The organism is Polaromonas sp., from assembly GCF_030682935.1.
GTDB lineage: Bacteria > Pseudomonadota > Gammaproteobacteria > Burkholderiales > Burkholderiaceae_C > Polaromonas.
The window spans coordinates 1-14,481 of sequence record NZ_JAUXNA010000121.1 but is presented as its reverse complement, the minus strand read 5'-3'; the positions used below and the strand labels follow the sequence as shown (position 1 = coordinate 14,481).

Annotated in this window: 9 protein-coding genes and 2 pseudogenes; 8 read left to right on the top strand and 3 right to left on the bottom strand. The window is 65.7% G+C overall.

Annotated features, from left to right (window positions below; genetic code table 11):
- Window positions 1-829: pseudogene (locus Q8K05_RS05485) on the bottom strand (glutamine-synthetase adenylyltransferase); the annotation flags it as partial.
- A 72-nt stretch (window positions 830-901) separates the two neighbouring features.
- On the opposite strand from Q8K05_RS05485, the gene Q8K05_RS05480 reads away from it, so the two are divergent.
- Genes Q8K05_RS05480 through Q8K05_RS05465 form a run of 4 tightly spaced genes read left to right on the top strand, consistent with a single transcriptional unit; the run spans window position 902 to window position 8,597 of the window.
- Entirely contained in the window at window positions 902-5,065 is a 4,164-nt protein-coding gene (locus Q8K05_RS05480) for a YhdP family protein (protein ID WP_305245508.1), read from the top strand.
- A gap of 2 nt (window positions 5,066-5,067) precedes the next feature.
- On the top strand, window positions 5,068-5,874 hold the full coding sequence (locus Q8K05_RS05475; protein ID WP_305245507.1) for a carbon-nitrogen hydrolase family protein: 807 nt from the start codon (window positions 5,068-5,070) through the stop codon (window positions 5,872-5,874).
- Between the two features lie 10 nt (window positions 5,875-5,884).
- On the top strand, window positions 5,885-7,984 hold the full coding sequence (locus Q8K05_RS05470; protein WP_305245506.1) for a nitrogen regulation protein NR(II): 2,100 nt from the start codon (window positions 5,885-5,887) through the stop codon (window positions 7,982-7,984).
- Entirely contained in the window at window positions 7,971-8,597 is a 627-nt protein-coding gene (locus tag Q8K05_RS05465) for a response regulator transcription factor (RefSeq protein ID WP_305245505.1), read from the top strand. Before Q8K05_RS05470 ends, Q8K05_RS05465 begins: the two co-directional genes overlap by 14 nt.
- 10 nt (window positions 8,598-8,607) lie before the next feature.
- On the opposite strand, the gene Q8K05_RS05460 is transcribed toward Q8K05_RS05465, so the two are convergent.
- Window positions 8,608-8,754, bottom strand: a complete 147-nt coding sequence (locus tag Q8K05_RS05460) for a hypothetical protein (RefSeq protein WP_305245504.1) — start codon at window positions 8,752-8,754, stop codon at window positions 8,608-8,610.
- 82 nt (window positions 8,755-8,836) lie between these two features.
- On the opposite strand from Q8K05_RS05460, the gene Q8K05_RS05455 reads away from it, so the two are divergent.
- The 3 genes from Q8K05_RS05455 (at window position 8,837) to Q8K05_RS05445 (ending at window position 12,673) form a co-directional block, all read left to right on the top strand.
- Window positions 8,837-9,958: a murein transglycosylase A gene (locus tag Q8K05_RS05455; protein ID WP_370868775.1), complete on the top strand. Its 1,122-nt coding sequence runs from the start codon at window positions 8,837-8,839 to the stop codon at window positions 9,956-9,958.
- 28 nt (window positions 9,959-9,986) lie between these two features.
- Window positions 9,987-10,325 carry a hypothetical protein gene (locus Q8K05_RS05450; protein ID WP_305245502.1) on the top strand — a complete coding sequence of 113 codons (339 nt, stop codon included), beginning with the start codon at window positions 9,987-9,989 and terminating at the stop codon, window positions 10,323-10,325.
- Window positions 10,326-10,453: 128 nt separating this feature from the next.
- Window positions 10,454-12,673, top strand: a complete 2,220-nt coding sequence (locus Q8K05_RS05445) for a PhoX family phosphatase (RefSeq protein WP_305245501.1) — start codon at window positions 10,454-10,456, stop codon at window positions 12,671-12,673.
- A 152-nt stretch (window positions 12,674-12,825) separates the two neighbouring features.
- On the opposite strand, the gene Q8K05_RS05440 is transcribed toward Q8K05_RS05445, so the two are convergent.
- Window positions 12,826-13,326, bottom strand: a complete 501-nt coding sequence (locus tag Q8K05_RS05440) for an Lrp/AsnC family transcriptional regulator (protein WP_305245500.1) — start codon at window positions 13,324-13,326, stop codon at window positions 12,826-12,828.
- Window positions 13,327-13,506: 180 nt separating this feature from the next.
- Between Q8K05_RS05440 and Q8K05_RS05435 the strand changes: the two are divergent.
- Window positions 13,507-14,481 (top strand): annotated as a pseudogene (locus tag Q8K05_RS05435) (indolepyruvate ferredoxin oxidoreductase family protein); the annotation flags it as partial.

Genomic DNA, 14,481 nt, shown 5'->3' with positions numbered 1-14,481 from the left:
TGTAGTCGAGGTAGCGCCTGAAGACGAAAGGCAGCACGGAGCCGCGCAAGGCCTGGGCCGAACCGCTGCGTATGCCCTCAAGCGGCGAAACCACCCGGCTTTTGAGCCAGGCAAAGCGCTCCCATTCACGCCCCTGGGCCTGGAAATAGTCTTCCAGTGCGCTCAGCGAAATGGCGGCGGGGCCCGAGTTGCCATTGGGCCGCAGGGCCAGGTCGACGCGGAACACAAAGCCGTGCTCGGTGACATCGCCGATCAGGCTGAAAACCGCCCTGACCTGCCGCGCAAAGTACTCGTGGTTGGAGATCTGCCCGCGGCCGTCGCTGCGGCCCGCGGTTTCGCCGTCGTGGTCATACACATAGATCAGGTCGATGTCGCTGGAGACATTGAGCTCGCGCGCGCCGAGCTTGCCCATGCCGACCACCCACATCTGGGCGCGCCCGCCGCTTTCGGCTTGCGGCGCGCCATGCGCGGCATCGAGCATGTCGCTGGAGTGCCGCATGGCGACATCGAGCGCCAGTTCGGCCAGTTCCGTCATGGCCTGGGTCACCACCCGCAGCGGGGCCTGGTTTTCGCAGTTGCCGTCGCAGTCGAGCGCCACCAGCCGCTCCAGCACCAGCTGGCGCAGCACCCGGAGCGCCGCACCGGTTTCAAGCCCGCTCGCCAGCAGCGCATCCAGGGCCGTCTGCATGCCGGCACGCAGCGGCGCACCTGCAGGCAACAGCGGCATCTGCTGCGCATAGCGGCGGCGAATGCGCTGGACAAAACGGGAATAGGCCGAAGCCTGGGGCGGGGCGGGGGTGTCCGGGCAAACAGTTGAGAGGGCGGTCATCACACTACTTCACAAACTTCATGGTTCTACCTCAAGCGGACAGGTTAGACGGCAGTCATAATTCCCCAGTCAATGGAGCCCACGACTTACACCCCGCCAGCCCTGCCATCCCGCCGCCTGCGCTGGATCGCATGGAGCATGCGTTGGTTGCTGTGGCTGGTCGCGGCGGCCTGGCTGCTCTTTGGCTTGAGCTGGTTGGTGCTGCACGGCTGGATTGTGCCGCGAATTGGCGAGTTCCGTCCGCGGCTTGAAATAGAGGCCAGCAAGGCGCTGGGGGTGCCGGTTCGCATTGGCCGCATCAGCGGCTTTTCGCAGGGCATGATTCCCTCGTTTGAGCTGCACGACGTGCGCCTGCTTGACGCGCAAGGGCGGGAAGCCCTGCGGCTGCCGCGCGTGGTGGGCGCGCTGTCGCTGTCGTCGCTCTGGGGGCTGGGCTTTGAGCAACTGCTGATTGACAAGCCCGAACTGGACATCCGGCGCACCGCCGACGGAAAAATATTCGTGGGCGGACTGGACGTGTCAAAGGACCAGAACGCCGGCCATGGCGCCGTGGCCGACTGGTTTTTCTCGCAGACCGAGTTCGTCCTGCGCGGCGGCTCCGTACGCTGGACCGACGAGTTGCTGCAGGCGCCGCCGCTGGCCTTGCGCCAGGTTGACGGGGTGATGCGCAATGCCCGGCGCCGCCACCTGTTGCGGCTCGATGCCACGCCACCTGCTGAATGGGGTGAGCGCTTCAGCCTGCGCGGCATGTTCAGGCAGTCGCTGTTGTCGGGCAACGCGGGAAATTTTGGCGCCTGGTCGGGCCAGTTGTATGCCGAGTCTGGCCGCGTCGACGTGTCGCGCGTCCGGCAGTACGTCAGCGTCGACACGCTGGGCGTGGACCTGATACGGGGCAACGGCGCGCTGCGGGCCTGGGCCGATGTCAGCAAGGGAAAACTCACGGGCGGGACGGCCGACCTGGTGCTGCAAGACGTGGATGCCAAACTGGGCGCCAAGCTTGAGCCCCTGGCCTTCGAGTCGGTGGCGGGCCGTATTGGTGGCGGGCGGCGCGCCAACGGCTTTGACTTCAGCACCGAGGGCCTGCGCTTTCGCACCCGGGACGGCCTGCAGTGGCCGGGCGGCAACGTCGCGCTGGTGCACACCCGCGATGAAGGAAAGGTGGCTCAGCACAGCGAACTCCAGGCCGACAAGCTGGATCTGGCGGCCTTGGCCCAGATCGCCAATCGCCTGCCGCTGGGCAGCAGCGCGCACGGGCTCATCTCCTCATTTTCGCCCGGCGGCCTGGTGGAGACGCTGGAGGCGCGCTGGCAGGGCCCGCTCGATGCCCCCACCACCTATGCGGCAAAAGGCCGTGTGACGGGCCTGCGCGTGGCGGCGCTGCCGAGCGCCGCCGCAGCGCCTGCAGTGGCGCCCGGCGCGGCTGCGGGCGCTGCCCCGCACGCCACACCCGGCCGGCCAGGCGTCAGCGGCGCCACGGTTGATTTTGACCTGACCGAAGGCGGTGGCCAGGCCAGCGTGAGCATCCTCAAGGGGGCGCTTGATCTGCCGGGCGTTTTCGAGGCTTCGCTGATTCCGCTCGATCACCTGTCGGCGCAGGCCCGCTGGAAATTGTCGGGCCGGAAAATGGAGCTTCAGCTGCGCAACCTGCAGTTTGCCAATGCCGACGTCCAGGGGCAGGCGCAGGTCGGCTGGCATACCGAAGACGCAGCGCCGGGCAGTCCTGCAGATGTGGCGTCGCCTGATCACCGCTTCCCTGGCGTGCTGGACCTGCAGGGCAGCCTGAGCCGGGGCGATGGCGCCCAGGCGCACCGCTACTTGCCGCTGGTGCTGCCCGCCGAGGCGCGCCATTATGTGCGCGATGCCGTGCTGCAGGGCCAGGTCAGCGACGTGAAGTTCAGGGTGCTGGGGCCGCTCCGGGAACTGCCTTTTGCCAACCCGGCCCACGGGGAATTCCGGGTGTCGGCCAAGGTACGCAACGGGCAACTGGACTATGTACCGAAAGCCCTGCAGCCACCCGGCGCCGCGCCTTGGCCGGCCCTGACCGACCTCAACGGGGAACTGGTGTTCAACCGCGCCGCGCTGGAGGTGAACGGCGTGTCCGGAAAAGTCGCCGGTTTGCCGGGTCTGCAGCTGGTCAAGGGCAGCGCGCGAATTCCCGACCTGCTGCACGATGCGACGGTCGAGGTGAATCTGGACATCAAGGGATCACTTTCCGATGCGCTGGGTTTTGTCAATACCTCACCGCTGAGCGGCATGACCAGCCAGGTGCTGGCCAAGGCCGTGGCCAGCGGCAACGGTGAGCACCGCTATCGTCTGACGCTGCCGATCCATGCAATTGAAGCCTCGCAGGTGGCGGGCCGCATCACCCTGCCCGGCAACAACGTGCGGTTTGCCCCGGGCACGCCCGAGCTGAGCCAGCTCAAAGGGGTGGTGACGGTCACCGAGCGGGGCTTTGGGGTGGCTGGCGCCCAGGCGCGGCTGCTCGGGGGCGAGGTGCGCTTTGACGGCGGCATGCGCGAGCTGGCCCGCGTGGCGGCGGGCGCGCCGGCGCCCGAGCCCGTGGTGGCGTTCACCGCGCAGGGCACGCTGTCGGCAGAAGGGCTGCGCCAGGCCCAGGACATGGGCTTTGTGTCGCGCATGGCGCAAAACGCCAGTGGCAGCGCGGCCTACGCGGCGTCGCTGGGTTTTCGGCGCGGGCATGCCGAGGTCATGGTGTCCAGCAGCCTGCAGGGCATGGCGCTGGACTTTCCGGCACCCCTGAACAAAACGGCGGAGTCCGCGCTGCCGATCCGCTTTGAGAGCGCGCTGGTGCCGGGCACGCTGGCGCCGGGGCAGGCGCTGCAGGACCAGCTGGCGCTCAGCATCGGGCGCGTGGCGTCCGTGCGCTATCTGCGCGACGTCAGCGGCGCCGAGCCCCGTGTGATCCGGGGCGGCATAGGCGTGGGACTGGAGGCGGATGAAACGGTGCCGCTGCCCGAAGCCGGTGTGGCGGCCAACATCAACTTGGCCCGGGTGGACCTCGACGCCTGGACGCGCCTTCTGGGCGACGCGCCTGGCGGCAGCACGCCGCAGACTGGACCCGCTGGCGACACTGCGACCCTGGGCTACCTGCCCACGGTGATGGCCATACGGACCAAAGAGTTGCTGGTGCAAGGGCGCAGGCTGAACAACGTGGTGGTGGGCGGATCCCGCGAAGGCTTGAACTGGCGCGCCAATATCGATGCGTCCGAGCTCAATGGCTATGTTGAATACCGCCAGCCCGGCAGCCTGGGTGCCGGCCGCGTGTACGCGCGGCTGGCACGGCTGAGTCTGGCGGCGAGCACGGCCAGCGAGGTCGAGGCCATTTTGAATGAACAGCCCGCCAGCATTCCGGCGCTCGACATTGTGGTGGAGGCGATGGAGCTGCGCGGCAAGAAGCTGGGGCGCGTTGAAATTGAAGCGGTCAATCAGAGCGCCTCCGCCGGCGAATCGCCACGCGAGTGGCGCCTGAACAAGTTCAACATGATCCTGCCCGAAGCCGTGCTGACCGCGACCGGCAACTGGGTGGCCGTGAACGCGTCGCCCGCCGCGCGCCGCCGCAGCGTGCTGAACTTCAGGCTGGACATTGCCGATTCGGGCCAGTTGCTCGCGCGCTTTGGCATGGCCGATGTGATACGCCGCGGCAAGGGCAAGCTCGAAGGCCAGGTGGCCTGGAACGGCTCGCCCCTGAGCCTGGACTATCCGAGCATGAGCGGGCAGTTCAACGTGAATGTCGAGTCAGGGCAGTTTGTCAAGGCAGACCCGGGTATCGCCAAGCTGCTGGGCGTGCTGAGCCTGCAGTCCCTGCCCCGGCGTCTGGCGCTGGATTTTCGCGATGTGTTTTCCGAAGGATTTGCCTTTGACTTTATTCGCGGCGATGTCAATATCAGGCAGGGGCTGGCGCATACCAACAACCTGCAGATGAGCGGTGTCAATGCCGCCGTGCTGATGGAAGGCAGTGCCGACATTGCCCGCGAAACGCAAGACCTCAAGGTGGTGGTGGTGCCTGAAATCGATGCCGGTACGGCCTCGCTGATTGCCACGGTCATCAACCCGGCCATTGGCCTGGGCAGTTTTCTGGCGCAGATGTTTTTTCGCAAACCCCTGATGGAGGCGGCCACCCAGGAGTTCCATATTGACGGCACCTGGTCGGACCCCCGAATCACCAGGATAGACCGCAAGGCCCGGGCCGGCGGCGCCCCTTCGGAGACACGCTGACCATGAAAATCGCCGCTATACAAATGGTGTCAGGCACCGATTTGCTGCGCAATCTGGACACGGCCAGGCAATGGCTGGCGCGGGCCGCTGCGCAAGGCGCCGAACTGGCGGTGCTGCCCGAATACTTTTGCATCATGGGCTTGAAGGACACCGACAAACTCCATCTCCAGGAGACTGCCGGCAGCGGGCTGATCCAGGATTTTCTGAGCCAGTCGGCGCGCGAATTGGGCCTCTGGATTGTCGGCGGCACGCTGCCGATGGCGACGAGCGACCCCCGCCGCGCGCGCAACTGCTCGCTGGCCTATGCGCCCTCGGGCCAGTGCGTGGCGCGCTACGACAAGATCCACCTGTTCAGGTTTGCGCAGGGCCAGGAAGACTACGACGAAACCCGTGTGCTGCTGCCTGGCACGCAGCCGGTGTGCTTTGAACTGGCCTCCAGCGACGGCCATGTGTACACCATTGGCATGAGCGTGTGCTACGACCTGCGCTTCCCCGAGTTGTACCGTGCGCTGAAAGCCGATGTGCTGCTGGTGCCCAGCGCGTTTACCTACACCACCGGCCAGGCCCACTGGGAGGTGCTGCTGCGTGCCCGCGCGATTGAAAACCTGGCCTATGTGGTGGCGGCGGCACAGGGTGGCACCCATGAAAACGGGCGCCGCACCTGGGGCCACAGCATGCTGGTCGATCCGTGGGGCCAGATTCTGGCGCAGCAGCCGCAGGGCGCGGGGCTGGTGCTGGGCGATGTGGGGGGCGCCCAGCTGCACGATGTGCGCCATCGCCTTCCCGCGTTGGCGCATCGGGTGTTGTGAGGCTGGGCGCGTGAAATTTTCCCTTGCAAGCGCGCAGGCCGGTCGGCGCTGGTCGCTCTGGGCCTTGCTGGTGGCGCTGCTGGTGGCGCTGCTGGGGCTGCTGGTCTGGCTGGCCGGACGCTACGAGTCCAGCCTGGTGCAAAACCGCCTGGAGCACGACGCCGCCGACGCCGTGATCGACATCCGTTCGGGGCTGATCCGCAATATCCAGACTTTTCAGGCCCTGCCATCGAGCGAGCGCATGCCCGAGTCCTGGCATTTGTCTGCGGCCGGCCTGCTGCGCGAGCGCCGCGAAGTCGTGCGGCTGGAATGGCGCAACGGGGCGATGGAGGTACTTGGATTTGTCGACACACCCTACCGCAGCGCGGTGTTTGAACGGCTGGGGCGGAGCAGCCTGGAGGCCGATGTCGGCCTGGCCTGCACCACGGCGGCCCGCCTGAGCGGGGCGGCTTATTCCCGCAGTTACTTTATGCCTCAATTCGATGGCATGGGCATTGAGGTTCTGGACATGTGCCTGCCGATCGTGGTGGCGGGCCGCCTGAGCGGCTACACGGTGGTCACCTATGCCCTGCAGGACATCCTGGCCGAGCTGGTGGGCAAGCAACTGGTCCGTGGCGTCGGCCTGTCGTTCACGGAGGCGGATGGCACGCGGCTGGCGCTGCATGGTGCGCCTTCACGCGGTCGCCAAGTGTATGTTGCGCAGCAATTGCTGGATCTGCCGGGTAACACGCTGGTGCTGCGCATGGAAAGCCGTCTGGGCACCCCGGCGCTGTTTCCCAATGTGCTGACGGCGCTGGTCACGGCCATGGCTTTGGCCTTGCTGGCCGTGCTGTTTTTGCTGGCCCGCGACATGCGGCGGCGCCTGAAGGTGGAGGAGGACCTGGGCGAGGCCCTCGCCTTTCGCAAAGCCATGGAGAACTCGGTCTTGACCGGCTTGCGTGCCCGCGACCTGCAGGGCCGCATCACCTACGTCAATCCGGCCTTTTGCAGCATGGTGGGCGTGGAGGCCAAGGAACTGCTGAACCAGAGCCTGCCCTCGCCCTATTGGCCGCCCGAGCTGGCCGGTGACTACCAGCAGCGTCAGGAAATCCGCCTGGCGGGCAACACGCTGCCGCGCGAGGGCCACGAATCGGTGTTCATGCGGCGAGATGGCACACGGTTCCCGGTGCTGATCATGGAGGCGCCGTTGATCAACGCCGTGGGCAAGCACACCGGCTGGATGAGTGCCATTCTGGACGTGAGCGAGCGGCGCCGGATCGAAGAAGTCTCACGCGCCAGCCAGGACCGCTTGCAGGCCACGGCGCGGCTGGCCATGGTGGGCGAGATGGCGTCGCTGCTGAGTCACGAACTCAACCAGCCGCTGGCCGCCATTTCAAGCTACGCCACGGGCTCGCTCAACTTGCTGCAGGATGCGCTTGACAGTGCTGGCGCACCCGCCACCGCCGCCCACCCCGAGCCGCACTTGTCCGAAGAGCTGCAACTGGCGATGCGCCGCATTGCAGAGCAGGCCGAGCGCGCCGGCAAGGTCATCAAAAGCGTGCATGATTTTGTACGGCGGCGCGACCAGGTGCGTGAGACCGTGGCGCCGCGCGTCCTGCTCGATGCCGTCATGCCGCTGGTGAGCCTGCAGGCCCGCAAGCTGGGGGTGCGCCTGGTGATTGAGGTGGATCCGGCCTGCGCGCCCGTGCTGTGCGATCCCGTCATGGTCGAGCAGGTGCTGCTCAACCTGTCCCGCAACGGCATGCAGGCGATGCAGGGCGTAGACGAAGCGCCGGGCGCGCAAGGCGCATCAAGCCGGAGTGCGAAAGTGCTGACCCTGCGGATTCGCCCCGCCGCCTCCAATGCACGCAGCCGATGGGTCGAATTTGCGGTGAGCGACTGCGGCGAGGGCATTTCCGAACAAGTGGCCAGGCAGCTGTTCACCCCCTTTTTCACGACCAAGGAGGAGGGCATGGGCCTGGGGCTCAGCCTGTGCCGCACCGTGATCGAGCAGCATGGCGGTTTCCTCGGCTACGAAGCCGTGCAGCCGCGCGGTACGATTTTCAGTTTTACCTTGCCGGTCGCGCTGCGGCCCAACGACCTCCAGGAGCCTGGCCATGGAACCGATTAAAAATGCCACGGTGTACATCGTGGATGACGACAGCGGCGTACGCGATGCGCTGGCCTGGCTGCTGCGTTCGCGCCGGCTGACCAGCGAAACCTTTGACAGCGCCGAGGCCTTTGACGCCAGGGTGTCGCAGCAGTTTTCGGTCCAGTCGCCCTCCTGCGTCTTGCTTGATGTGCGGATGGCGGCCCTGAGTGGCCTGGCCATGTTTGAAAAACTGATTGCCTACGGCCTGCTGCCGACCTTGCCCGTGATTTTTTTGACCGGCCATGCCGATGTGCCCACCGCCGTTGATGCGGTCAAGCGCGGCGCCTTTGATTTTTGTGAAAAGCCATTTTCAGACAATGCCCTGGTGGACCGGATCGAGCAGGCGCTCGGCCATTCTGCCGCAGCACTGGCCCTGCACAGCCAATCCACCAGCCTGCAGGCGCGGCTCGGTGGCCTGACCGATCGCGAGCTCGATGTGATGCGGCTGGTCGTGGGCGGCCTGCCCAACAAGCTGGTGGCTGACCAGCTGGACATCAGCGTTCGTACGGTGGAAGTGCACCGGGCCCGGGTTTTTGACAAAATGGATGTCAAGTCAGCCGTAGAGTTGGCCAACCTGATGCGCAATTTGTAGCCGGTGGCGCTTATTTCTTGTCAGCTTCCGGGTCTGGCGCCGGGGGTGGCGAATCGTCCTTGAGCTCCCCTTTTTTTCTGCCGGAAAACATCGTCCACCACACAATGAACACGAACAACAGCAACGCCCCCAGGGCTTCGAGCAAGAGGAGGGACATGGCATTTCCTTGGGTTGCAAATACAGTTTCAAGACGGTCAATCGGCGCCCCGGGGTCAGCGCGGCTGGCGTCGATTATCGCCATGGCCGCGCTGCTCACCGCCTGCGCCAGCCCGCCCCTGCCGACCGCATCGCCGTTGCCGCCTCCGGCCGCGGTGGTGCCCGCGGTCATCGGCAGCCGCCCTGGCGATACCGGCCCGCTTCCAGCGTCCCTGGTGCAGGCTAAAAGTCGCTGGGTCCCGGTGCGCTGGGCCGAGTTGCCGGGCTTTGAAGAGGACGGCTTGTTTGAAGCCTGGAACGCCTGGATCAAGAGTTGCGAGCGGCCCGGTCCGGTTTTTGCCCCGCTGTGCGGCGAGGTTCGGCGCCTGAGCATTGCGTCGGGTGAAGATCAGCGGGCCTGGATGCTCACCCGCTTGCAGCCCTACCGGGTAGAGACCCTGCAAGGCGCGCCGGAAGGGCTGCTCACCAGTTATTTCGAGCCTGTGCTCAAGGCGAGCCGGCAGTCTGGCGGGGCCAATGAGGCACCCCTGTACCGTGCACCCGCCACGCTGGGCAGCCGCAAGCCCTGGTTCTCGCGCCAGGAAATCGACACCCTGCCCGAGGCCCAGGCAGCGCTGAAAGGGCGCGAAATCGCCTGGGTGGCCGACCCTATCGACGCATTGCTGCTGCACATACAGGGCTCCGGGCGGCTCGCCATCAGCGAGCCTGACGGCTCGCAGCGCACGGTTCGCGTCGCCTTCGCCGGCTCCAACGAGCAGCCTTACCGCAGTGTCAACCAGTGGCTGCTGGCGCAAGGCGTCACCAAAATCAACCCCTGGCCCGACGCCACCAAGGCCTGGGCGCTGCAAAATCCGCAGCGCGTGCAGCAGCTGCTCTGGAGCAATCCGCGCTACATTTTTTTCCGCGAAGAAGCGCTCAGCGAGCTTGACGCCGCCTTCGGCCCCAAGGGCGCGCAAGGCGTGGCGCTCACGCCGGGCCGCTCCATCGCGGTCGACCCGGGCAGCATTCCCTATGGCACACCGGTCTGGCTGGCATCCCGCGGCGGCGCGGCCAATCTGCAAAAGCTGGTGCTGGCGCAAGACACCGGAAGCGCCATTGTGGGCGCCGTGCGGGCCGACTATTTCGCAGGCACAGGCGTAGAAGCCGGCCAGATGGCGGCGCGTGTCAACCAGCCGCTGCGGCTCTGGGTGCTATGGCCCAAATGAACACGCAACCTCCATCGAAAGAATACGTATGAACAAGCAGCCAGGCAAGCGGGTCAGCACCCTGATGGCGTTGATGGGGATCTCGGTACTGGCCGGTTGCGCGGCGAGCCAGGGGCCGTCGGCCGCAGCGCTTTACCGCTGCGAGCAGGGCCTCGAGTTCACCGCCAGGTTTGTGGACGACACCGCCGTGCTGCAGAGCAAGCGCGGTGCGGAGCTGCTGTACCGCGACGCCGGCGGCCAGGGCAACAAGCAGACGGTCTACAGCAACCCGCAACTGCGTGCTGAATTTGGTTTGGGCGCCGGTGGGCGCGAGGCCGTGCTGCACTATTTGCTGCCGCCGCTGGAGTCGCGCTGCGTGCGTAACTGAGCGGGCTCCCTGATGTGTGCGCGGGCAGCGCCGCTGTCACCAGATCGTCATCGTTCCTTCACGGCATTGTCATCAGGCCGACCTAAGCTCCTCAGGCTGACTGCCTTGATCAACCTGAGAACATGACGATGACACACCCGATCGATTTCAACGACGAGAATTCCAACACCTCGGCCAATCCGAGTTTTGACAGCGTGCTCCAGGCCCGCCTGAGCCGCCGCGGCCTGCTGCGCGGCGGCGTGGGCACCGTGGGCTCGACCCTGCTGGGTGGCCTGGCTGTTTCGGCCTGCGGGGGTGGCGACGCCCTGGCCGCCATGCCGGCGCCCGCGCTTGCCACTGAAAGCCTGTTGAGCTTCGCCGCCGTGGCCAAAACCATGGCCGACACCGTGACCGTTCCGGTCGGCTACACCGCCAGCGTGCTGTATGCACTGGGCGACCCGCTGACCGCCAGCACAGCCGCCTACAAGAACGACGGCACCGACACCGGCTTCGAAAACCGCGCCGGTGACCACCACGATGGCATGGAATGGTTCGGCCTCGGCGCCGATGGCAAGCCGTCCACCACGGCCACCACGCGCGGCCTGCTGGCGATGAACCATGAAGCCACGACCGACGAAACCAGGAGCTCTTTCTTCCTGCACGCCGACGGCGGCACCTCCACGCTGCCGCGCCCGGCCGCCGAAGTGGACAAGGAAACGGCCATCCACGGCATCTCGGTCGTGGAAGTGAAAAGCAGCAGCGGCAAGTGGGCCACGGTGCCGGATTCGGCCTTCAACTTCCGCCTGACCAGCCTGAGCGAGAACATCCAGCTGAGCGGACCGGCGCGCGGCAATGCCCTGATGGTGACGAAGTATTCGCCCGACGGCACCAGGACGCGCGGCACGATCAACAACTGCGGCACTGGCAAGACCCCTTGGGGAACCTTCCTGACCGGTGAGGAAAACTGGGCCGGCTATTTCTTCCGCAGCACCACCGACGACACGACGCGTGGCGGCTCCGCGGCCAAGAGCGTGGTGGCCCTCAAGCGCTATGGCCGCAACGCCGGCTCTGCGAGCCGTCATGGCTGGGAATCGGCCGGAACTGCCGACAAGTACGCCCGCTGGGAGATCAGCCAGGGCACGGGCGCGGCAGCCGACGACTACCGCAACGAAATCAACACCTTCGGCTACATCGTCGAAATCGACGCCTACGACAAGACCAAGGCGGCCCGCAAGCGCACCGCGCTTGGTCGCTTCGCCCACGAGAGCGCGGCCTTCGGCAAGCCGGTCGCAGGCCAGCCGCTGGCTGTCTACATGGGCGACGACTCGCGTGGCGAGTACATCTACAAGTTCGTGTCCGCCGCCAGCTGGGCTGCTGCCGACGCCAACCCCGCCGACCGCGTGACCACCGGCGACAAGTACCTGGACAGCGGCAAGCTGTATGTGGCGAAGTTCAATGCCGATGGCAAGGGCGATTGGGTGGAGCTGGCTTTGACGAACACCCTGATTGCAGGCTACGCCAGTTATGCGTTTGCTGACCAGGCCGATGTGCTGGTCAACGCCCGTCTGGCCGCCGATGCCGTGGGCGCCACCAAGATGGACCGCCCGGAGTGGTGCTCCACCAACGTCGCCAACGGCGAGATCTATTTCACGCTGACCAACAACAGCAACCGCGCCGTCGATTCGGCCACCATGCCGCCTGACAGCGCCAACCCGCGCGTCTACTCCGACATCAAGAACGGCGCCAGCGTGCAGAAAGGCAACCCCAACGGGCATATCCTGCGCGTCAGGGAAGGTGCGGCCGGCAACGCAGCCACCGGCTTCAGCTGGGACGTGTATGTGTTCGGCGCCGAGTCCAGCGCCGCACCAGGGACCGTCAACCTGTCCAGCCTGACGGATGGCCAGGACTTCTCCAGCCCGGACGGCCTGGTGTTCAGCCCGGCCACCGGCATCATGTGGATCCAGACCGACGATGGCGCCTACACCGACGTGACCAACTGCATGATGCTGGCCGCCCTGCCTGGGGCGGTGGGCGACGGCGCGAAGAAAACGCTGAGCTACACCAAGGCCGACGCCAGCACGCTCAACGTGGACACCTATGTGGGCAAGGCGCCGGGCGCCGATAAGCTCAAGCGCTTCCTGGTCGGCGCGAAGGATTGCGAGATCACCGGCCTGTGCGAAACGCCTGACGGCAAGGCGATGTTTATCAACATCCAGCACCCGGGCGAAGGCACGAAAATGGCCGACATTGCCGACCCGTCCAAGTACACCAGCCAGTGGCCCAGCAACGCTGGCTACGGCGCCGGCAAGCGCCCGCGCTCGGCGACCATCGTGATCACGAAGAACGACGGCGGCAGGATTGGCAGCTAAGCCCTTCGCCGTCAGGCGAATAACAACAAGCTGATTCCGGCCCAGCCGGTTGCCCGGTCTCCTGCGGAGGCCGGGCTTTTCTGTTTTTCGGGAAGGCTGAGCAGCTATTGAATAAATAGCTGCTTGCGCCCGTCGGTAGTGGGTTGCAGCCCTTATTTGCTTGAATTTCCGGGTGCGGTGCGCATCAGGTGCCCGAGCGGCAGCGCGCTGCTGGCCTTGACCTCGCCCAGCGAAAAGCTGGTGTGCAGGTCCTTCACGTTGGGCAGGTTGATCAGCACGTCGCGCGCAAACTGGCTGAAGGTGTTGAGGTCGCGGCTGACCACCTGCAGCTCGAAGGTGCCGGTGCCGCTGATGTAGTGACAACTGACGACTTCGGGGATCTTGCGTATGGCTTCTTCGAGGGTTTTCAGCACGTCGCCGGAGTTGCGGGCGGCGTCGAGCCGCACAAAGGCCAGCACGTCCAGGCCGATCTTGTGGCGGTTGATCTCGGCCCGGTAGCCTGTGATGAAACCCGCCTCTTCGAGCGCCCGCACGCGCCGCCAGCAGGGCGCGGCCGACAGGCCCACGCGGGACGCCAGCTCGGTGTTGGTCAGGCGCGCATCGTGCTGCAACTCATTCAGGATGGCGATGTCGAACTTGTCTAATGTTTCCATTTTTAGGATTTTGCAGCAAGAATCTTTCTCGCGATAGCTTAAATCAGGCAAAAAACGCAAAGACATATCGGGCCGTCCGGCATACACTTTGCGTTCAATTGGCGGTCTGACCCTACCCGGGCTGGGCTTCGTTGACACCTGCCCACAAGGCAGCCTTACAAATAATTCGGAGACACGACCATGAACGCCCCTTTGCCCGAGCACATCCGCAAAGCGCTGGAAACCGTCACGCTGGACGACAAGTATTCACTCGGCCACGGCCGCGCCTTCATGAGCGGCGTGCAGGCGCTGGTTCGCCTGCCCATGCTGCAGCGCACGCGTGACGCCATGGCGGGCCTGAACACCGCCGGTTTTATCAGCGGCTACCGCGGCTCGCCGCTGGGCGGCTATGACCAGGCGCTGTGGGCGGCCAAAAAGCACCTGGCGGCGCAGAACATCGTGTTCCAGCCCGGCGTCAACGAAGAACTGGGCGCCACCGCCGTCTGGGGCACGCAGCAGCTCGACCTGTACCCACAAAGCAAGAAGTTCGACGGCGTGTTCGGCATGTGGTATGGCAAGGGCCCGGGCGTGGACCGCTGCTCGGACGTGTTCAAGCATGCCAACATGGCGGGCACGGCCAGGCACGGCGGCGTGATTGCGATTGCGGGCGACGACCATGTGAGCAAAAGCTCGACCGCGCCGCACCAGAGTGACCATATTTTCAAGGCCTGCGGCCTGCCGGTGTTCTTTCCGTCGAGCGTGCAGGAAATCCTGGACATGGGCTTGCATGCCTTTGCCATGAGCCGGTTTTCGGGCGTCTGGGCTGGCATGAAAACGATCCAGGAAGTGGTGGAGTCGTCGAGTTCGGTGTCGGTCGAGCCGGACCGCGTGAAGATCATTCTGCCCGAAGACTTCCAGATGCCGACTGGCGGCCTGCACATCCGCTGGCCCGACGCGCCGCTGGAACAGGAAGCGCGCCTGATGGACTACAAGTGGTATGCCGCGCTGGCGTACATCCGTGCCAACAAGCTCAACTACAACGTGATCGCCGGGCCGAACGACCGCTTTGGCATCATCGCCAGCGGCAAGGCCTTCAACGACACGCGGCAAGCCCTGGTGGATCTGGGGCTGGACGAGGACACCTGCCACCAGCTCGGCATCCGCCTGCACAAGGTC